General features: G+C 72.1%; 16 protein-coding genes. 6 read left to right on the top strand and 10 right to left on the bottom strand.

Annotation, left to right across the window (positions count from 1 at the left end; genetic code table 11):
- Positions 1-99 precede the first annotated feature (99 nt).
- The 4 genes from whiA to uvrC are packed head-to-tail and all read right to left on the bottom strand — an operon-like array spanning position 100 to position 5,103.
- Entirely contained in the window at positions 100-1,089 is a 990-nt protein-coding gene (gene whiA, locus ACGFYP_RS30700) for a DNA-binding protein WhiA (RefSeq protein WP_393500471.1), read from the bottom strand.
- Entirely contained in the window at positions 1,080-2,102 is a 1,023-nt protein-coding gene (gene yvcK / locus ACGFYP_RS30695) for a uridine diphosphate-N-acetylglucosamine-binding protein YvcK (RefSeq protein WP_361958455.1), read from the bottom strand. The genes whiA and yvcK overlap by 10 nt, the downstream gene beginning before the upstream one ends.
- Positions 2,099-3,073, bottom strand: a complete 975-nt coding sequence (gene rapZ / locus ACGFYP_RS30690; RefSeq protein ID WP_393500467.1) for an RNase adapter RapZ — start codon at positions 3,071-3,073, stop codon at positions 2,099-2,101. Before rapZ ends, yvcK begins: the two co-directional genes overlap by 4 nt.
- Entirely contained in the window at positions 3,070-5,103 is a 2,034-nt protein-coding gene (uvrC, locus tag ACGFYP_RS30685; RefSeq protein WP_393500464.1) for an excinuclease ABC subunit UvrC, read from the bottom strand. Before uvrC ends, rapZ begins: the two co-directional genes overlap by 4 nt.
- A 58-nt stretch (positions 5,104-5,161) precedes the next feature.
- Here uvrC and ACGFYP_RS30680 point away from each other — a divergent pair, with 58 nt between their 5' ends.
- A complete protein-coding gene (locus ACGFYP_RS30680) occupies positions 5,162-5,932 on the top strand; it encodes an SDR family NAD(P)-dependent oxidoreductase (protein WP_393500461.1) in 771 nt (256 codons plus the stop codon).
- 156 nt (positions 5,933-6,088) lie between these two features.
- On the opposite strand, the gene ACGFYP_RS30675 is transcribed toward ACGFYP_RS30680, so the two are convergent.
- Positions 6,089-6,853, bottom strand: coding sequence for a hypothetical protein (locus ACGFYP_RS30675; protein WP_393500809.1), 765 nt, complete (start codon positions 6,851-6,853; stop codon positions 6,089-6,091).
- A 5-nt stretch (positions 6,854-6,858) separates the two neighbouring features.
- Entirely contained in the window at positions 6,859-7,446 is a 588-nt protein-coding gene (locus tag ACGFYP_RS30670; protein ID WP_361958443.1) for a papain-like cysteine protease family protein, read from the bottom strand.
- A 235-nt stretch (positions 7,447-7,681) separates the two neighbouring features.
- On the opposite strand from ACGFYP_RS30670, the gene ACGFYP_RS30665 reads away from it, so the two are divergent.
- The gene (locus tag ACGFYP_RS30665; protein ID WP_393500456.1) at positions 7,682-8,611 is read left to right on the top strand and encodes a hypothetical protein; all 930 of its coding nucleotides are present in this window, start codon (positions 7,682-7,684) and stop codon (positions 8,609-8,611) included.
- A gap of 15 nt (positions 8,612-8,626) precedes the next feature.
- On the opposite strand, the gene ACGFYP_RS30660 is transcribed toward ACGFYP_RS30665, so the two are convergent.
- Positions 8,627-9,052, bottom strand: a complete 426-nt coding sequence (locus tag ACGFYP_RS30660) for a Rieske (2Fe-2S) protein (protein ID WP_393500453.1) — start codon at positions 9,050-9,052, stop codon at positions 8,627-8,629.
- Positions 9,053-9,209: 157 nt separating this feature from the next.
- Here ACGFYP_RS30660 and ACGFYP_RS30655 point away from each other — a divergent pair, with 157 nt between their 5' ends.
- The gene (locus ACGFYP_RS30655) at positions 9,210-10,100 is read left to right on the top strand and encodes a carbohydrate kinase (RefSeq protein ID WP_393500450.1); all 891 of its coding nucleotides are present in this window, start codon (positions 9,210-9,212) and stop codon (positions 10,098-10,100) included.
- Positions 10,101-10,261: 161 nt separating this feature from the next.
- On the opposite strand, the gene uvrA is transcribed toward ACGFYP_RS30655, so the two are convergent.
- Positions 10,262-13,255: an excinuclease ABC subunit UvrA gene (gene uvrA / locus ACGFYP_RS30650; protein WP_361958431.1), complete on the bottom strand. Its 2,994-nt coding sequence runs from the start codon at positions 13,253-13,255 to the stop codon at positions 10,262-10,264.
- Between the two features lie 198 nt (positions 13,256-13,453).
- Between uvrA and ACGFYP_RS30645 the strand changes: the two genes are divergently transcribed.
- From ACGFYP_RS30645 to ACGFYP_RS30635, 3 genes are all read left to right on the top strand, one after another.
- Complete coding sequence (locus ACGFYP_RS30645; RefSeq protein WP_393500446.1) at positions 13,454-14,155, top strand: maleylpyruvate isomerase family mycothiol-dependent enzyme; 702 nt, start codon at positions 13,454-13,456, stop codon at positions 14,153-14,155.
- A gap of 9 nt (positions 14,156-14,164) precedes the next feature.
- Positions 14,165-14,821 (top strand): MBL fold metallo-hydrolase, encoded by a 657-nt coding sequence (locus ACGFYP_RS30640; RefSeq protein ID WP_393500443.1) that lies wholly within the window; start codon positions 14,165-14,167, stop codon positions 14,819-14,821.
- 295 nt (positions 14,822-15,116) lie between these two features.
- A complete protein-coding gene (locus ACGFYP_RS30635; protein ID WP_393500806.1) occupies positions 15,117-16,394 on the top strand; it encodes an MFS transporter in 1,278 nt (425 codons plus the stop codon).
- Between the two features lie 83 nt (positions 16,395-16,477).
- Here the strand turns inward: ACGFYP_RS30635 and ACGFYP_RS30630 are convergent, their stop codons facing one another.
- Positions 16,478-17,506 carry a TerC family protein gene (locus ACGFYP_RS30630; protein ID WP_393500440.1) on the bottom strand — a complete coding sequence of 343 codons (1,029 nt, stop codon included), beginning with the start codon at positions 17,504-17,506 and terminating at the stop codon, positions 16,478-16,480.
- A gap of 255 nt (positions 17,507-17,761) precedes the next feature.
- Positions 17,762-19,708 (bottom strand): TerD family protein, encoded by a 1,947-nt coding sequence (locus tag ACGFYP_RS30625; protein WP_393500437.1) that lies wholly within the window; start codon positions 19,706-19,708, stop codon positions 17,762-17,764.
- Between the last annotated feature and the right edge of the window lie 308 nt (positions 19,709-20,016).

Here is a 20,016-nt window from a genome sequence, read left to right as displayed (position 1 = left end):
CCGTTCATGATCATGTCAAGGGTGCCGTGCGGGCCGAACGGGTGCTGCCGGTGCCTCAGAAAGGCACCGGCAGCGGAGAGTTGAGCGACTGAGGCGGTGTCAGCCGACGAGGCTGTCGTCCAGCTCCTCGGTCAGGGTCGACTCGGTCCCGGGGATCCCCAGGTCCTGCGCCCGCTTGTCGGCCATCGCCAGCAGACGGCGGATCCGGCCCGCGACCGCGTCCTTGGTCAGCGGCGGCTCGGCGAGCGCGCCCAGCTCCTCCAGGGAGGCCTGCTTGTGCTCCATGCGCAGCCGGCCCGCGGCCGCGAGGTGCTCGGGCACCTCCTCGCCGAGGATCTCCAGGGCGCGCTGCACCCGGGCACCGGCGGCGACCGCCGCACGCGCCGAGCGGCGCAGGTTGGCGTCGTCGAAGTTGGCCAGCCGGTTCGCCGTGGCCCGGACCTCGCGGCGCATCCGCCGCTCCTCCCAGGCGAGCACCGACTCGTGGGCGCCGAGCCGGGTCAGCAGGGCGCCGATCGCGTCGCCGTCCCGGACGACCACCCGGTCCACGCCCCGGACCTCACGGGCCTTCGCGGCGATGCTCAGCCGACGCGCCGCGCCCACCAGGGCGAGCGCCGCCTCCGGGCCGGGGCAGGTCACCTCCAGGGAGGAGGAGCGCCCGGGCTCGGTGAGCGAGCCGTGCGCCAGGAAGGCGCCGCGCCAGGCCGCCTCGGCATCGCAGGTGGCACCCGAGACGACCTGCGGGGGCAGCCCGCGGATCGGGCGGCCCCTGCCGTCGACCAGGCCGGTCTGCCGGGCCAGCTGGTCGCCGCCCGCCACCACCCGTACGACGAAGCGGGAGCCGCGCCGCAGGCCGCCGGGGGCCATCACGATCAGCTCCGAGCTGTGCCCGAAGATCTCCAGGATGTCCCGCTTGAGCCGCCGTGCCGCCATCGCGGTGTCGAGCTCCGCCTCGATCACGATCCGCCCGCTCACCAGGTGCAGACCGCCCGCGAACCGCAGGATCGACGAGACCTCTGCCTTCCTGCAGCAGGTCCGGGTGACGGGAAGCCGGGAGATCTCGTCCTTCACCGCTGCCGTCATCGCCATGGGCCGATCCTTCCATGCATCCGAAAAATACGGTCGTACGCGGCGGCCAACAGCTCCGGATCATGCTTCGGGAGACCGTCGGCACGGGCCACCGGCGCCAGCTCGACCGCGGCGCCGAGCCGCTTGGCGGCATCGGCGAGGGACTCGCGATCGGGCACGGCGGCCTCGTCGGCCAGCACCACGTCCAGGGCGAGTTTAGGGGCGTGTCGTCCCAAAACCTCCAAATGACGCTGCGGAGAGAACCCCTCGGTTTCTCCCGGTTGCGGCGCGAGGTTCAGCGAGAGGACCTTGCGGGCCTTGGTCTCGGTCAGCGCGTCGAGCAGCTCGGGGACGAGCAGGTGCGGGATCACCGAGGAGAACCAGGAGCCGGGGCCGAGCACCACCCAGTCCGCGTCCCGGACGGCCGCGACGGCCTCCGGCACGGCGGGCGGGTCCTGCGGGACGAGGTTCACCGACTGCACGTCACCGGGCGTGAGCGCCACCGTGGCCTGGCCGCGGACCGTGTCCACGTCGTCGGGGCGCTCCGGGTCGTGCCCCCTGACCAGGGCCTGGAGCTCCAGCGGCACGGCGGACATCGGCAGCACCCGGCCCTGCGCGCCGAGCAGCTTGCCGACCAGGTCCAGGGCGAGCACATGGTCGCCGAGCTGCTCCCAGAGCGCGACGATCAGCAGATTGCCGACCGCGTGCTCGTGCAGGTCGCCCTTGGACTGGAAGCGGTGCTGGATGACCCGGGACCAGGTCTGGCCCCAGTCGTCGTCCCCGCAGAGCGCGGCGAGCGCCTTGCGCAGGTCACCGGGGGGCAGCACGCCCAGCTCCTCCCGGAGCCGGCCGCTGGAGCCGCCGTCGTCGGCGACGGTGACCACGGCGGTCAGGTCGCCCGTGATCCGGCGCAGGGCGGCGAGGGAGGCCGACAGGCCCATGCCCCCGCCCAGCGCGACGACCTTGGGCTGGGCGCCGCGCCTGCGGAGCGTACGTACCGGAAGGGTGGACGTACGCCTGCGGTACGGCTTCACTCGCGCCCCATGTCCCGGTGGACGACGACGGTCTCGACCCCTTCCGCGGCGAGGCGGGCGGCGAGCTTCTCGGACGTGGCGACGGAGCGGTGCTTGCCGCCCGTGCAGCCGACGGCGATGGTCACGTACCGCTTGCCCTCGCGGCGGTAGCCCGCGGCGATCAGCTGGAGCAGCTCGGTGTAGCGGTCGAGGAACTCCTTGGCACCCGGCTGGTTGAAGACGTAGGCCGAGACCTCCTCGTTGAGCCCGGTGAAGGGGCGCAGCTCGGGGACCCAGTGCGGGTTGGGCAGGAAGCGCATGTCGACGACGAGGTCGGCGTCGACGGGCAGCCCGTACTTGAATCCGAAGGACATGACCGTGGCCCGCAGCTCCGGCTCCTCGTCGCCGGCGAACTGGGCGTCCATCTTGGCGCGCAGCTCGTGGACGTTGAGGCTGGAGGTGTCGATCACCAGGTCGGCGTCGCCGCGCAGCTCGCGCAGCAGGTCCCGCTCGGCGGCGATGCCGTCGGTGATGCGGCCGTCGCCCTGGAGCGGGTGCGGCCTGCGGACCGACTCGAACCGCCTGACCAGGGCCTCGTCGGAGGACTCCAGGAAGACGATCCGCCGGGTGACCTGCTGGGCGTCGAGGGCGGCGAGGGACTCCCGCAGGGCGTCGAAGAACTGCCGGCCGCGGACGTCGACGACGACGGCGATCCGGGCCACATTGCCCTGGGAACGGGCGCCGAGCTCCACCATGGTGGGGATCAGCGCGGGCGGCAGATTGTCGACGACGAACCAGCCGAGGTCCTCCAGGCACTTCGCCGCGGTGGACCGGCCGGCGCCGGACATGCCGGAGATGATCACCAGCTCGGGGATGGCCGCCGCGTCGGCGGTCTCACCGGCCTCCTTCGTGCCCGTACTCACGTGTCCTGCTCCGTCTTCTCGCTGCTTCTCTTGCTCATCGTGCTGGTCGTGCTGATCGTGCGCGGTCATGCGGTGCTGCCCCCGTCGTCTTCAATGATCTCTCCGGTTGCCGTATTCACGGCGGGTGCGGCCGGGGCCGCCTGCGCGAGGGCCACCGCCACGGCCTCGGCCGTCTTGCGGCCCATGCCGGGGACCTCGCAGATCTGCTCGATTGTCGCCTGTCGGAGCCGCTTCACCGAGCCGAAATGCTTGATCAACGCCTGTTTGCGGGTATCGCCGAGGCCCGGGACGGCGTCCAGAGGGCTGGTCCTGACCCGCTTGTTCCGCTTCGAGCGCTGGTAGCGGATGGCGAAGTCGTGAGCCGTGTCACGTACCCGCTGAAGGAGGTAGAGACCCTCGCTGGAGCGCGGCAGGACGACCGGATCGTCGTCGCCCGGCAGCCAGACCTCCTCCAGACGCTTGGCGAGGCCGCAGACGGCGATGTCGTCGATCCCGAGCTCGTCCAGGGCCCGCCGGGCGGCGGCCACCTGCGGCTGCCCGCCGTCCACGACGACGAGCTGGGGCGGGTACGCGAAGCGCTTGGGGCGCCCGTCGTCGACGGGGACCTCGCCGGAGCCGTTCACGGGCCGGTCGGTCGCGTCCACCGCGTCGCCGTCGGCGTCGACGGCCACGCCCTCCTGGCCCCACTCCCCCGTCTTCTCCTTCTCCGCCAGGTAGCGCTTGAAGCGGCGGCTGATCACCTCGTGCATCGAGCGGACGTCGTCCTGGCCCTCGAAGCCCTTGATCTGGAAGCGGCGGTACTCGCTCTTGCGCGGCAGCCCGTCCTCGAAGACGACCATGGACGCCACGACGTCCTGCCCCTGGAGGTGCGAGATGTCGAAGCACTCGATCCGCAGCGGCGCGGAGTCCAGGTCCAGCGCCTCGGCGATCTCCTCCAGGGCCCGGGAGCGGGTGGTCAGATCGCTGGCTCGCTTGGTCTTGTGCAGCACGAGCGCCTGCTGCGCGTTGCGCGCGACCGTCTCCATCAGGTCCTTCTTGTCCCCGCGCTGCGGGACGCGCAGGGAGACCTGGGAGCCGCGGCGGCCGCTCAGCCACTGGGTGACGGCCTCGGCGTCCTCGGGCACGGCCGGGACGAGGACCTCCTTGGGGACCGCGTCGCCGCTCTCCTCGCCGTACAGCTGCTGGAGCGCGTGCTCGACGAGACCGGCCGTGGAGACGGCCTCGACCTTGTCCGTGACCCAGCCGCGCTGGCCGCGCACCCGGCCGCCCCGGACGTGGAAGATCTGGACGGCGGCCTCCAGCTCGTCCTCGGCGAGCGCGATGAGGTCGGCGTCGGTGGCGTCGGCGAGGACGACGGCGTTCTTCTCCATGGCGCGCCGCAGCGCCCCTATGTCGTCGCGGAGCCTGGCCGCCTTCTCGTACTCCATCTCCTCGGCCGCCGCCGTCATCTGCTGCTCCAGGCGGCGGATGTACGTGCCGGTGCGGCCGGCCATGAAGTCGCAGAACTCGTCGGCCAGTTCGCGGTGCTCGTCGGGGGTGACCCGGCCGACGCAGGGGGCGGAGCACTTGCCGATGTAGCCGAGGAGGCACGGTCGTCCGGCGGAGGCGGCGTTGCGGAAGACCCCGGCGGAGCACGTACGGACGGGGAAGACGCGGAGCATCAGGTCGACGGTCTCGCGGATGGCCCACGCGTGGGCGTACGGGCCGAAGTAGCGCACGCCCTTCTTCTTGTGGCCGCGCATGACCTGGACGCGCGGGAACTCCTCGTTCAGGGTCACCGCGAGGTAGGGGTAGCTCTTGTCGTCCCGGTACTTGACGTTGAACCGGGGGTCGAACTCCTTGATCCAGGAGTACTCCAGCTGGAGCGCCTCGACCTCGGTCGAGACCACGGTCCACTCGACGGAGGCGGCCGTGGTGACCATCGTGGCCGTGCGCGGGTGCAGGCTCGCGAGCGGCTGGAAGTAGTTCGCCAGCCGCTGGCGCAGGGACTTCGCCTTCCCGACGTAGATCACCCGGCGGTGCTCGTCGCGGAATTTGTACACCCCCGGCGAGTCGGGGATCTGCCCCGGCTTGGGGCGGTAGCTGGAGGGGTCGGCCATGTTCCCCACCCTACTGGCGGGGGCCGACACTCCGACCGCGCGCACTCGTTGGCCGGGCATGACGACTGACGCGACGGGAACGGCGACGGGACGGCTCGCGGGCCGGGTGTGCGTGATCACGGGGGCGGCGAGCGGGATCGGGCGGGCGACGGCCCTGCTCTTCGCCCGGGAGGGGGCCCACGTGGTCGCCGCCGACCTGGACGAGGAGCGGCTCGCGACGCTGGACGTGTCCATCGTGCGGGTGGTCGGCGACGTCTCCCGGGAGGACGACGCCCGGCGGATGATCGCGACGGCGGTGGAGCGGTTCGGCCGGCTCGACGTCCTGGTGGCGAACGCCGGCCTGATCCCGCTCTCCGACGTCCTGGAGGCGACCGGGGAGGAGTGGGACCGGGTCATGGCCGTGGACGGCAAGGGCACGTTCCTGACCTGCAAGTACGCGATCGAGGCGATGGCCGGGCAGGAGGGCGGCGGGGCGATCGTCTGCACCTCGTCGATCTCCGGCGTGGCCGGCCAGGCCCGCCAGGCGGTCTACGGTCCGGCCAAGTTCGTGGCCTCGGGGCTGACGAAGCACCTGGCGGTCGAGTGGGCGGAGCGCGGGATCCGGGTCAACGCGGTGGCCCCTGGCACGATCGAGACGGAACGCGTCGCGGCCGCCCGGACGGAGCCGGGCGGCCCGGAGTACCTGTCGGAGATCGTCGCCCTCCACCCGATGCGCCGCTTCGGCACCCCGGAGGAGGTGGCCGCGGCCATCCTCTTCCTCTCCTCGGACGAGGCGTCCTTCATCACCGGGGTGGTCCTGCCGGTGGACGGCGGGTACCTGGCGCGCTGAGTGAGGCGGGGCGTCGCGCGCTGAGTGGCCTGGGGCCGTCGACACAGACGCAGGCCGGTACCCGGGTGGGGGCCCGGGTACCGGCCTGCGAGCGGTGTCAGGCCTGCACCCGGGGTGGGGGCCCGGGTACAGGCCTGCGCGTGGTGGCCGGCGGTGTCAGGCCGTCGGCCTGCGGCGACGCCACGCGCGCGTGGCGCCGAGGGCGAGCGCCAGGGCCGCTCCCGCGCCCGCCGTCGCGGACGCCGCCGTGACGAGGGGCTCGTCGTGGCCGGCGGCCGGGGTGTCGTAGCCGCCCGCCGTGCCCTTGCGGGCGTAGGCGGAGCCGGGCAGCTTGTCCCCGTAGGCCCGGGCGACCCGGTCGCCGTACGCGGCCAGGCTCGTCCCGTTCTTCCCGACCGCCCGCACCGCGTCCTCGTCCAGCGGGAGCACCTTCGCGCCCTTCTGGACGTACCACGCGTCGATCTGCGGCTCACGGAACACGATCCCGCCCGGCAGCGCCTTCGCGCCCTGGGCCGCGTACCGGATCTCGTCGTCGCCGGTGGCGATGTTCACCACCTGCCAGCCGCCGTCGGCCTGCCGCACGGTCCACAGCGAGGCTGTCTGCCCGTCCGATGCGACCGCCTTGCTGGCGTGGAACTCGACCCGGGCGACCGGCGCGCCCGACTTCCCTGCCACGAACTCCGGGGACAGCACCCGCACCGGGACGGACGCGCCCTCGACGCGGGGCCGGGCCTCCGAGCGGGCGACGGCTCCGTCACGGGCGAAGAACCGGGAGAGCGTCTCCAGGGTCTCGGGGGCGGACGCCGCCTTCTCCGGGGTCGCCGCGGTCGGCGGCGCGTCGGCGGCCATGGCCGGCACCGCGCCGAGGACGACGAGGGCGGCGGCGGACAGGAACCCGGCGCCGATGGCACGTACGTTCATCGTCGTCACGCCCCTATCCGGTAGAGCGAGTGCGTCCAGGAGAAGGAGTTGTTGTTCACGTACCAGGCGTGCGAGGCCCAGTTGTAGCGGTCGCTGGAGGGCCAGGGGTCGCCCCAGTAGACCCAGCTGTTGCTGTCGTCGTAGCCGTAGATCACATGCATGTGCCCGCCGCCGCTCGACCACTGGATCCGTGTCTCGATCGGGCGGTCGGCGTTGATCTCGGTCTGCACGGTCGGGTAGCGCAGCCAGCCGGTCACGTACGAGCCGGGGTTGACGCCCGCCCAGCGCAGGCCGGTCTGCACATTGCCGAGCGTGGCCTGATTGTTGGGGCAGTCGTAGCCCTGCTGGCGGTTGAAGGCGGCGTTGCAGAACTGGTTCTGGCTGTAGTTCCGGCCGAACCAGGTGGCGATGGTGTTGCCACCTGCGGCCCAGCACCAGTTGGTCTTCTCCTGGGCCTGCATGGTGATGTTCAGCCGCTTGTACCCGAGGGCGGAGACGTCTTCGGCGGTCGGCGCGGCGGTCGCCGACGACATGGGGAGCAGGAAGAGGGCGGCAGCGGCGAGTGCCGCCAGGGACAGCTTTCTACTGCGCATCGCGTTCCTCCCGAGGCGGGGGGTGGGGATGTGGGGAGTCGGAGGAGCGCGTCCGGACGCTGCTCAGGAGCATCGAACGTTGTCCGGATCCGGTCAACACGCTTCAATGCGGGATGACGGCGGGCTGTGAACGGTGTGACCCGGGTGTGAACGCGCGCCCGCGCGCCATCTGCGGGCCCGCCCCGGTGGCGCGACGGTCCGCCGGCGTCGTCGTGAACGTTCACTGAGGAGTCCCGTGGGGCACACCGAGGCCGATCTGGTGCAGTTGCTGCACACCGGACCGTTCCATCTGGCGCTGCGCACGGCCCTCGCGGTGCGCGGCCTTCCGCTCCAGCGGGTGCAGCACCATCTCGCCCACCGGGGCGTCAAGGTCGGGGTGACCAGCCTCAGTTACTGGCAGCAGGGCGCGCGCCGCCCTCAGCGGCCGGAGTCGATGAAGGCCGTCCGCGCCCTGGAGGAGGTCCTGCAGCTCCCGGACAACTCGCTGATCCGGCTGCTGACCGAGGACGCGGCGGGGCGCGGTGACGTGGAGCGGCCCGCGGCCCGTTCGTACCGCTCGCTTGTGGAGGCCTCGGGGGCGGTGGAGGCGCTGCTCGCCGAGCTCGAGTCGCCGGTGGACGGCGGGCTGCACACGGTCGGCCACCACGAGCGGGTACGGATCGGGGCGGGAAGGGAGCTGGTGGGGCGCGAGTCGCAGCACGTGGTGCGGGCGCACCGGGACGGGATCGACCGCTATCTGGCCATCCACCACGGCGATCCGGGCTGCGACCCCTCGCGGGTGGAGGTGCGGGCGACGGAGAACTGCCGTCTGGGGCGGGTGCGGTGGCACGCGGAGACGGGGGTGGTCGTCGCGGAGCTGCTGTTCGACGCGCGACTGCGGGCCGGGGAGACGTACCTCTTCGGCTACGGCTTCGAGGACGGCACCGGCGGGCCGAGCGGCGAGTACGTCCGGGGGTTCAGCTTCGCGGGCGGTCAGTACGTGCTGCAGGTGCGGTTCGACGAGGCGGCGCTGCCGGTGCGGTGCCGGCGCTTCACGCAGGCCTCGGCGGGCGCGCCGCGCGGTGGCCGCTCGGATCTGACGCTGAGCGGCCGGCACCGCACGGTGCACGTCGTGGAGCAGGGGGTACGGCCGGGGATCCTGGGGATCGACTGGGACTGGTCGTAGGTACGCGCGCCCGGGCTACGCCTCCGGGCCCGCGACGAGCTTTCCGCCCTCGATCCGGACGGGGACCTCGGGGAGCGGGACCGTCGCCGGGCCCTGGAGGGCCTTGCCGGTGGTGACGTCGAAGCGGCTGCCGTGGCAGGGGCAGTTGCCCTCGTTGTTCTCGATCTTGTCGAGGACGCAGCCGGCGTGGGTGCACTGGGCGCTGAAGGCCTTGTACCGGCCCTCGGCCGGGCAGCTCACCAGGACCCGCTGCTCGCGGTAGAGCCTGGCTCCGCCGACGGGCACGTCCTCGGGGGCGCCGAGGGTCACCGGGGCGGTCGGGGTCGGGACCTGGGCGTGCCCGAGCTTGGACTCCGTGGAGCAGGCGGCGGCACCCAGCCCGGCGGCACCGGCGAGCGCGGCGCCCTTCAGTACGGTGCGGCGGGTGGACTGGCCGGACATGAGCGCTCCACGGTGGGATCGGGGCAAGCGGTGACCGAACCGACGATACCGGCGCGTCCTCACGGGCATGCGCGGGGGCTGTCGTGGCCGGTGGGGCGGCCGTCACGGCCTGCGCGGGGGCTGTTGTGGCCGGTGGGGCATGGGTTACGTTCACGGCGTGATCGTCGTCGCCGGTGAGTCCTTGATCGATCTGGTCCCGGACGGGGCCGCCGCGGGGCCGCTGCCCGCGCTGGTGCCCCGGCGGGGCGGGGGCCCGTACAACACGGCCGTGGCCCTCGGCCGGCTGGGCGCCGATGCCGCCTTCTGCTCACGGGTGTCGACGGACGCGTTCGGCGAGGCCCTGATGGACGGGCTACGGGAGGCGGGGGTCGGGACGGGGCTCGTCCAGCGTGGCCCGGAGCCGACGACGCTCGCGGTCGCCTCGGTGGGCGCGGACGGCTCGGCGGAGTACGGCTTCTACGTCGAGGGCACGGCCGACCGGCTCTTCGCCCTGCCGGAGCGGCTGCCGGAGGGTGTGCGGGCGGTGTCGTTCGGCACGTGTTCGCTGGCCCTCGAACCGGGGGCGAGCGCGTACGAGGCGCTGCTGCGGCGGGAGTCGGGGCGGGGTGTCCTGACCTTCCTGGACCCCAACATCCGGCAGGGCCTGATCCCGGACGCGGCCGCCTACCGCGAGCGCTTCGCGTCCTGGCTGCCGTACGTCTCGCTCCTGAAGCTCTCGGAGGAGGACGCGGCCTGGCTGGGCGGCACTCCGGCGGAGTGGCTGGAGCAAGGGCCGTCGGCGGTCGTCGTGACGCGCGGCGGGGCGGGCCTGACGGTGCACACCCCGTCCGCCGAGGTGTCGGTACCGGCGGTACGGGTCGAGGTCGCGGACACGATCGGCGCGGGCGACACGGTGAACGCGGCGCTGCTGCACGGCCTGGGCGACCGCCCGATGGAGGCGCTGGACGCCGAGGCCTGGTCCGCCCTCCTGACGTACGCGGCCAGGGCGGCGGCCCTCACCTGCACCCGCCCTGGCGCGGAACCTCCGTACGCGAGCGAGCTGGGGTAGAGAGGCGCGCGTCGGGGCGCCTGGGGCCTTGCCCCCGGTCACGCGTGTCGGAGGTCCGGGGGTCCGGGGGCTTGCCCCGCTTTCGGGAAGGGGCGGGGTGGGGTGAGGGAAGGCCCGCCGCAGGCGCCGCCCACCCCCACCCCACCCCTATCCCCGACCCGTCACGCCTTGCGTGCCCGCGCCGCCGTCTTCTTGGCGGGCGCCTTCACGGCCGTGGCCGCCGCCTTCTTCGCGGGGGCCTTCTTCGCGGGCGCCTTCTTCGCGGTCTTGGACGCGCTCCGCGCCGCCGGCACGCTCGCGTCGCTGATGCGGTCGGCGCCCAGGATCTCGCGGAGGAACTTGCCGGTGTGGCTCGCCGGGACCGAGGCGACCTCCTCCGGTGTGCCCTCGGCGATCACCAGACCGCCGCCGCTGCCGCCCTCCGGGCCCATGTCGACGACCCAGTCCGCGGTCTTGATGACATCGAGGTTGTGCTCGATGACGATCACCGAGTTGCCCTTGTCGACCAGGCCCGACAGGACCTTGATCAGCTTCGAGATGTCCTCGAAGTGCAGACCCGTCGTCGGCTCGTCCAGGACGTAGACCGTACGGCCCGTCGACCGCTTCTGGAGCTCGGATGCGAGCTTCACGCGCTGCGCCTCGCCGCCCGAGAGCGTCGGGGCGGACTGGCCGAGCCGGACGTACCCGAGGCCGACCTCGTTGAGCGTGCGCAGATGGCGCGCGATCGTCGGGACCGCCTCGAAGAAGTCCAGGGCCTCCTCGATCGGCATGTCCAGGACCTCGGCGATGGACTTGCCCTTGTAGTGGACCTCCAGGGTCTCCCGGTTGTACCGGGCGCCGTGGCAGACCTCGCACGGGACGTAGACGTCCGGCAGGAAGTTCATCTCGATCTTGATCGTGCCGTCGCCGGAGCAGTTCTCGCAGCGGCCGCCCTTGACGTTGAAGGAGAACCGGCCCGGCAGATAGCCCCGGACCTTCGCCTCCATCGTCTCGGCGAAGAGCTTGCGGACGTGGTCGAAGACTCCGGTGTACGTCGCCGGGTTCGACCGCGGGGTGCGGCCGATCGGCGACTGGTCGACGTGCACGACCTTGTCGACGAGGTCGTCGCCGTCCACGCGCGTGTGCCGCCCGGGCACCGACTTGGCGCCGTTCAGCTCGCGCGCCAGGTGGGTGTAGAGGATGTCGTTGACCAGCGTGGACTTGCCGGATCCCGAGACGCCGGTGACGGCCGTGAGGACGCCCAGCGGGAACGAGACGTCGATGTCCTGGAGGTTGTTCTCCCGGGCGCCGTGCACGGTGAGCCGGCGCGTGGGGTCCACGGGGCGGCGGATGTCCGGCGTCCCGATGGCCCTGCGCCCGGACAGGTACTGCCCGGTCATCGACTCCTTGTTGGCGAGCAGCTCCTTCAAGGGGCCGGAGTGGACGACCTTGCCGCCGTGCTCGCCGGCGCCGGGGCCGATGTCCACGACCCAGTCGGCCACCTTGATGGTGTCCTCGTCGTGCTCGACCACGATCAGCGTGTTGCCCATGTCCCGCAGCCGGACCAGGGTCTCGATGAGCCGGTGGTTGTCGCGCTGGTGGAGGCCGATGGACGGCTCGTCCAGGACGTAGAGCACGCCGACCAGACCGGAGCCGATCTGGGTGGCGAGCCGGATGCGCTGGGCCTCGCCACCGGAGAGCGTGCCGGCGGCGCGGTTGAGGGAGAGGTAGTCCAGGCCGACGTCGACGAGGAACCGCAGCCGCTCGTTGACCTCCTTCAGGACCCGCTCGGCGATCTTCTTGTCGCGCGCGTTGAGCTTCAGGCGGCCGAGGAAGTCGGCGCACTCGCTGATCGACATCGCGGCGACCTCGGCGATGGAGCGCTCCATGACCGTGACGGCGAGGACGATCGGCTTCAGGCGGGTGCCCTCACAGGTGGGGCAGGGCACCTCGCGCATGTAGCCCTCGAAGCGCTCGCGGCTGGAGTCGCTCTCGGCCTCGCTGTGCCGCCGCTTGACGAAGGAGACGGCGCCTTCGAAGGCCGGGGTGGTGTACGCCCGCTCCCGTCCGTACCGGTTGCGGTAGCGGACCTCGACCTGGGTCTTGTGGCCGTACATCAGGGCCTTCTTGGCCCGTGCCGGGAGTGCGGCGTACGGCAGGTCCGTGCGGAAGCCGAGCGCCTGGGAGAGGCCGCCGATGAGCCGGCCGAAGTACTCCTTGGTGTGGCCGTGGGACCAGGGGTGGATGGCGCCGTCGTCGAGCGAGCGGTCCTCGTCCGGGACGATCAGCTCGGGGTCGACCTCCATGCGCGTGCCGATGCCGGTGCAGTCCGGGCAGGCGCCGAAGGGCGAGTTGAAGGAGAAGGAGCGCGGCTCGAGCTCCTCGAAGGAGAGGTCGTCGTACGGGCAGTAGAGGTGCTCCGAGTACATCCGCTCGCGCTCGGGGTCGTCCTCGGCGAGGTCGACGAAGTCGAGCACGACCATGCCGCCGGAGAGCCCGAGGGCCGTCTCGACGGAGTCGGTGAGCCGGCGCTTGGCGCCGTCCTTCACGGTGAGGCGGTCGACGACCACCTCGATCGTGTGCTTCTCCTGCTTCTTCAGCGTCGGCGGCTCGCTGAGCTGGATGGTCTGCCCGTCCACCCGGGCCCTGCTGTAGCCCTTGGTCTGGAGGTCGGCGAAGAGGTCGACGAACTCGCCCTTGCGCTCGCGCACGAGCGGCGAGAGGACCTGGAAGCGGCTGCCCTCGGGCAGCTCGAGGACCTTGTCGACGATGGCCTGCGGCGACTGGCGGGAGATCGGACGGCGGCACTCGGGACAGTGCGGCTTGCCGATGCGGGCGAAGAGCAGACGGAGGTAGTCGTAGACCTCGGTGATGGTGCCGACCGTCGAGCGCGGGTTGCGCGAGGTCGACTTCTGGTCGATGGAGACGGCGGGCGAGAGACCCTCGATGAAGTCGACGTCCGGCTTGTCCATCTGGCCGAGGAACTGCCGGGCGTACGACGAGAGCGATTCGACGTACCGACGCTGTCCCTCGGCGAAGATCGTGTCGAACGCGAGGGAGGACTTGCCCGACCCCGACAGCCCGGTGAAGACGATGAGGGAGTCGCGGGGGAGGTCGAGCGAGACGTTCTTGAGGTTGTGCTCGCGAGCGCCACGAACGATGAGACGGTCGGCCACGCCGGTCCGCACCTTTCTTGAGAGAGCGGAGGCACAGAAGTGCGGGTCGCAGATATGCCTGGAAGTACCTGGATGTGCCTGAGTACCCAACAACCAAGGATGCCGGATGCTTCCACCGAGCCTATAGCACGCACATTCGATTTCCGGCCGCACTCCGACCGCTTCACCCGAACGAGTGGCGGCGCTAGGGTCGGCCCCATGATCGACCATGTGCGTGACCTGGCCTCTGTACGTGAAGCGACCGAACGACTCCTCGACGCGGCCGCCTCCCTGGACAACGCGGCGGTCGCCGAGCCGTCACGGCTTCCGGGCTGGACCCGCGGCCATGTCCTGGCCCACATCGCCCGCAACGCCGACGCCCTGGTGAACGTTCTCCAGGGCCGGCCCATGTACGCCGACGGCGCCACCCGCGACGCCGACATCGAGCGGGACGCCCCGCGCCCCCTCACCGAGCAGCTCGCCGACATCCGCGCGACCGGCGAGCGCTTCCAGGCCGTGGGCGCGGAGCCCGCCGACTGGGACCGGACCGTGGAGCTCCGCAACGGCGTCACCGACCGGGCCGCCCGTATCCCCTTCCGTCGCTGGGTGGAGGTGGCCCTGCACCACGTCGACCTCGGGATCGGCTACGAGCTGGAGGACCTGCCGGAGGAGTTCGTGACCCGGGAGATCGAGTTCCTGGCCGACCGCTGGTCCGGACGCCCCGAGGTCCCGCCGGTGACCCTCCACCTCGGGCACCACGAGAACCCGCCCACCTGGAAGACCGGCGGCGCCGAAGGCACCCCTGTCGTCCTCGCGGGCACCGGCGCCGAACTGCTCGGCTGGCTGTCCGGCCGCGGCGACGCGGGCGCCCACCTCGCGGTCCTCTCCGGCGACGGCCTCCCCGACCTCCCCCCGCTATAGGCTGAGCCCATGACGTACAGCGGAGCGGTGAAGGTCGGCGGGCCCGCCGATGTGCACGAGCTGACGGACCTGATGATCTCCAAGGTCGCCGTCGGTCCGATGGACAACAACGCGTACCTGCTGCGCTGTCGGGCGACCGGCGAGCAGCTGCTGATCGACGCGGCCAACGACGCCGACACGCTCCTCACGCTGATCGGTGACGACGGCATCGCGTCCGTCGTCACCACGCACCAGCACGGCGACCACTGGCAGGCGCTCGCCGACGTGGTCGCGGCGACCGGGGCGCGGACGTACGCCGGGGCGTACGACGCGGAGGGCATCCCGGTCGCGACGGACGTCCTGGTCGAGGACGGCGACACGATCACGGTCGGCCGGGTCACGCTGACCGCCCGCCGGCTCGTCGGGCACACGCCCGGCTCGATCGCGCTCGTCTACGACGACCCGCACGGCCATCCGCACGTCTTCACCGGCGACTGCCTGTTCCCCGGCGGCGTCGGCAACACCTGGAAGGACCCGAAGGCCTTCGCGAGCCTGATCCAGGACGTGGAATCCAAGCTCTTCGCGGTCCTGCCGGACGAGAGCTGGGTGTACCCGGGCCACGGCAAGGACACCACGCTCGGTGACGAGCGGCCGAGCCTGCCCGCGTGGCACGCGCGCGGCTGGTGACGCCTCCCGGGCGGCCCTGAGCGGCGGAGGCGCGTGGTCGAGCACCGCGTGCTTCCGCGCGCCCCCGTAACTCCGGCGGACGCAGGGTAGTTGGCGCCACATGCGCCACAGTCACTCTCCGCGTCCGTCCCCGGATCCGGACTCTCCGCCTCCCGCGGACTCCGCCACACCCTTGACCGCCTCGGACCCGCCGGCGAGTCCGGACCCGTCGGCCGTTCCGAACGCCCCGTACGACAAGGACTCCCCGGACGCCCCGGACGGCAAGGGGTCCTCGAACGGCAAGGGTTCCCCGTCCATGGCGCGGCTCGCCGCCGCCTCGCTCGTCGGCACGGCCATCGAGTTCTTCGACTTCTTCGTCTACGGGACCGCCGCCGCGCTCGTCCTCGGCCCGCTCTTCTTCCCGACCTTCTCCCCCCTGGCCGGGACCCTGGCCGCCTTCGGTACCTTCGCCGTCGGCTTCATCGCCCGCCCGCTCGGCTCCGCGCTCTTCGGCCACGTCGGCGACCGGTACGGGCGGCGCCCGGTCATGTTCGCCTCGCTGGTGCTCACCGGCTGCGCCACGGTGGCGGTCGGCCTCGTCCCGACGTACGCGACCATCGGCATCGCCGCCCCCTTCCTGCTGCTCGTCCTGCGCTTCCTGCAGGGGCTCGGTCTGGGCGGCGAGTGGGGCGGGGCCGTCCTGCTCACCGCCGAGCACGCGCCGGAGCGGCGGCGGGGGCTCTGGGCGAGCTTCCCGCAGATCGGCCCGCCCGTCGGCTTCCTGCTGGCGAACGGCGTGATGCTGGTGCTCTCGGCCACGCTCACCGACGCCCAGTTCCAGGAGTGGGGCTGGCGCGTGCCGTTCTGGGCCGCCGGGCTGCTCGCGGCGGGCGGGTTGCTGCTGCGCTCCTCGCTGGCCGAGACCCCGCAGTTCGAGGAGCTGAACGCGACCGGGCGGCGGGCGAACGCCCCGCTCGCCGAGGTGGCGCGCGACCACTGGCGCCTCGTCCTGCTCACGGCCGGGGCGCTCGCCGTCGGGTACGCGGTCTTCTACACGGTCTCCACCTGGGCCCTGGCCTACGGCACCGAGCGGCTGGGGGTCGACCGTACGACCATGCTGATCTGCATCATGGCGGCGGTGGCGATCTCGGGGATCGTGACTCCGCCGGCGGCGATGCTGGGCGACCGGTACGGCCGTCGCCCGCTCTGCCTGCTCGGTTGCGCGGCCTCCGCGGTGTGGATGTTCCCGATGATCGCGCTGCTGCACACGGGGCGGCCGTCGCTGATGTTCCTCGGGTTCGTGGGCGCCCTGCTCGCCTTCATCACCATGTTCGCGGTGATCGCCGCGTACCTCCCCGAGCTCTACGAGCCGAGGGTGCGGTGCACGGGCGCGGCCGTCGGCTACAACCTGGCGGGCGTCCTGGGCGGGGCGCTGACGCCGATCGTGGCGACGGCGCTCTCCGAGGGTTCGGGCCCGCCCTGGGGCGTGGCGGCCTATCTGACGGTCATGGCGCTGGTGAGCCTGGGCTGCTTCGCGCTGCTGCCGGAGACCGTGCCGGCCGGTGCGGAGGTGCCTGAGCGGGTTCCCGCGTAGCCCCCGGAACGCACCGCGGCCGGTGCGGGCGGTGGTGAGCCGCCCGCACCGGCCGCGGTGCGTTCCTACGGTGCCGTACGCCGTCAGGCGCCGACGCTGTCCTTCTCGGTCTCGCCGGCCTCGGCGGCGGGCGACGTGGAGGCCTCCGCGGCCTCGGCCGCCTCGCGCTGCGCCTGCTTCTTGGAGGCGATGAGGCTGGTGATCGTGGTGACGACCAGGACACCACCGATGACCGCGAGCGAGAACGGGATGGAGATCTCGGGGACATGGACCCCGGACTCGTGCAGCGCGTGCAGCACCAGCTTCACACCGATGAAGCCGAGGATCACCGACAGGCCGTAGCTCAGGTGGACCAGCTTCTTGAGCAGTCCGCCGATCAGGAAGTACAGCTGCCGCAGACCCATCAGGGCGAAGGCGTTGGCGGTGAAGACGATGTACGGGTCCTGGGTCAGGCCGAAGATCGCCGGGATGGAGTCGAGGGCGAAGAGGATGTCGGTGGTGCCGATGGCGAGCATGACGACCATCAGCGGGGTCATGATCCGCTTGCCGTTGTTCCGGATGAACAGCTTGGTGCCGTGGTACCGGTCGGCGACGCCGAACTTCTTCTCGACGCTCTTGAGGAGACGGTTCTCCTCCCAGTCGTCCTCGTCCTCGTCGGCACGCGCCTCCTGGATGAGCTTCCAGGCGGTGTAGATCAGGAACGCGCCGAAGATGTAGAAGATCCAGGAGAAGTTCGCGATGACAGCGGCGCCCGCGGCGATGAAGATCGTGCGGAGCACCAGGGCGATCAGCACGCCGACGAGCAGCACGCGCTGCTGGAGGTGTGAGGGCACCGAGAACTTCGCCATGATCAGGACGAAGACGAAGAGATTGTCGACACTGAGTGACTTCTCGGTGATGTAGCCCGCGAAGAACTCGCCGGACGCCTGGCTGTTGCCCCAGATCAGCAGGCCGACGCCGAAGAGCAGGGCCAGGACGATCCAGACGATCGTCCAGATTCCGGCTTCCTTGACCGACACGTCATGGGGCTTGCGCCCGATGAAGAAGTCGATCGCGATGAGGGCGCCCAGACCGAGAATGGTCAGCACCCAGAGAGTCGTCGAAACGTCCACTGCGCCTCCGGCGTCGTACGGCTACTTGATCAGCGTCGTCGCTGCCGGAGGTCTCTTCCACCCGGTCCGTACGGGGACGGTCGGGCCGACGCCCCGGGATCGCCCCCGCTCGGGGTACGTCCGTATTGACGGGAACGCCGCGCTTGGGGAGTACTCCCCTCCGCGCCGAGAAGATTACCCGAAGAACCAAGAAAAGGTAAAGGCAAGGGTAAAGAGGCCCCAAAGGCGCAGGTCAGCGGCATGGGCGGCGGCGGATCAGCGCCCCCACTGGCGACGGGACTCGGCCACCCGCGCCAGGACCTGGGGCAGCACCCGGCTGCCGGCGGGGAAGCGCGGCGGCTCGTACGTCCAGGCATGGCCGACCCACGGGTCGGCGAGATGGTCGTCCGCCACAGGAGTCAGCCGCAGCAGCGAACGCCACAGCGGATCGAGTACGGGACCGTACGCGGAGGCGTCCTCGCGGTCGGCCACCATCAGGAGATGGACCCCGACCGAGGGGCCCTCGTCCGCGAGGTACCGGAGCCGGGTGACCGCCCGGTCGTCGAAGCCGTGCGGGAAGTCATGGACGATCAACAGCTGCTCGGCGGTGTCCAGGCCGGGCGGCAGGGCGTCGGGAGCGCCCGCCCTGAGCGCCATCTGCACCAGGTCGACCCGCTCGGTGAGCTGATCGAGGACGGCCGAGACCCCCGCCGCTCCGGCGGCCGGCGGGCCTGCCAGCACGCCCGCCTCGACGAGCGGGGCGAGCGCCGCGGTCCCCGAACCCGCCGGGTCGATGACATGGACCGTGAACTCGCCGGGCGGGTACACCGCGAGCAGCCGCGCCGCGTGCGCGACGGCGGTGTCAAGGGCGAGCCGGCGCAGCTCGGCCTCGTCGAGCACTTCCGCCGCCTCGGAGTGCCCGCTGCCCGCGTCGACCCAGAGACCGCGCTCCAGCGGGAGCCTGACCAGCATCGGGATGCGCAGCTCGGGCCGCTCGGGGAGGTGGAGATCGCCCAGGCGTACGGCCATCGGGGCCTCCATGGGGACCCGGTAGGCGTGCCAGACGGGGTTGTCCCAGCGGGCGTAGGCGGCGGGGAGCGCCGGTTCGACGACCTCGGACTCGGCGGCGAGCTGGTCCAGGTCCCGGTCCAGGACCTCCTGGGCGCGTGCGGTGAGTTCGTCGTGCCTGGCGCGGGCCGCCTGGCGGGCGGCGTCCCCGGCGCCGCCGATGCGGCTGCGCGGGTCGGAGAGCAGGCCGTCGAGCTCCTTGTCGAGGCGGGACTCGGCGAAGTCGCAGGCGCTGCGGTACGCGGCGGTGGTGCGGGCGAGGTCCTCGAACATGCCCCACACCTGGTTGTAGAGCCGCTCGTCCATGGACCAGCCGCCGGCGTCCCCCGCGACGGGAACGGGCGGGGCCTGCCGGGGCGGCTCCGGAGCGGCCGCGCGGCGGGGATGGGCGTAGCTGATGGGGCCGCCGCCGCTGCTCGGGGATGCGGGAGAGGAGGGTGTGGCCTGCGGGGTCGGTGGGGTCTGCGGGGAGGGCTGGGGCGGCTGGGAAGGCTGGGACGGCTGGGACGGCTGGGACGGCTGGGGCACCGGCAGGGTGGGCGCCGAGTGGCGTACGCGTTCGGCCTCGGGGACGCGCGGCGGCGGGGCGGAGACGGAGCGGGCCAGGCCCCGGGAGACGGCCTCCAGGATCGAGGCGGCCAGGTCGGCGGGGCGCTGGAGGCCCTGGTCGCCGAGCATCGCGGCGAGACCACCCTCGTACCCCTGGCCCATGGCGCGCACCTTCCAGGCGCCCTGGCGGCGGTAGAGCTCCAGGGCGACGACGGCGGATTCGCGGTCGAGGCCGGTGATCGTGTACGAGGCGATCTCGGTGCCGTCGAGGCCGGTGACGGCGACGAAGGGGGCCGCGAGGGCGCCGAAGCGCGTGGGTCCGCCGATGCCGACGGGCAGCGCCAGCAGGACCGAGAGGCGGTGCACGGCGGCCGGGACGGCGTCCAGGTCGACGGCGAGGCGGTGGTCGGCGGCGGCCTGCTGGGAGACCTCCAGGCCGGGCAGCGAGGGCGAGCCGGGGTGGGCGATCCACTCGACGCCGGCGACCCGTCCTCCTTCGTCGGCGAGGGTGGCTCCGGCGACGACCGGGTGACCGGCCGAGACCCGGATCTCCAGTCGGGTGTGGGGCAGGGGGTGGTTCTGCCCCCGGACCAGCTCGGCCGTCATCGACTCTCCCCCTCGGCGTCGTTCCGTTCGGGTCGCGTACGTTCGCGTACGGACCACGTCTCGGACGTGCGGATTTCACGTGCGGAATTCAGGTGTGGATTCACATGCGGATCATGCGGGACAGCTCCCGGCGGCCTGCTGCCTCCGGGAGCTGTGGGTGGGTGTGCGGTGCCTGCCTAGGGAGTGTCCGGAAAGTATGGTCGTCCGCCCGAAGGGCGGGGCTCGCGGCGTCCGGTGCGTGCGATCGCAAGGCGCCGGGATGCTCTCGTAGCGGAGCTACGTGGGCATTTCGGCAACGCGGCTAGCGT

Origin of the sequence: Streptomyces sp. NPDC048370 (assembly GCF_043200825.1) — a bacterium.
Classification (GTDB): Bacteria; Actinomycetota; Actinomycetes; order Streptomycetales; family Streptomycetaceae; genus Streptomyces.
This window is presented reverse-complemented; position numbering and strand designations above follow the sequence as displayed.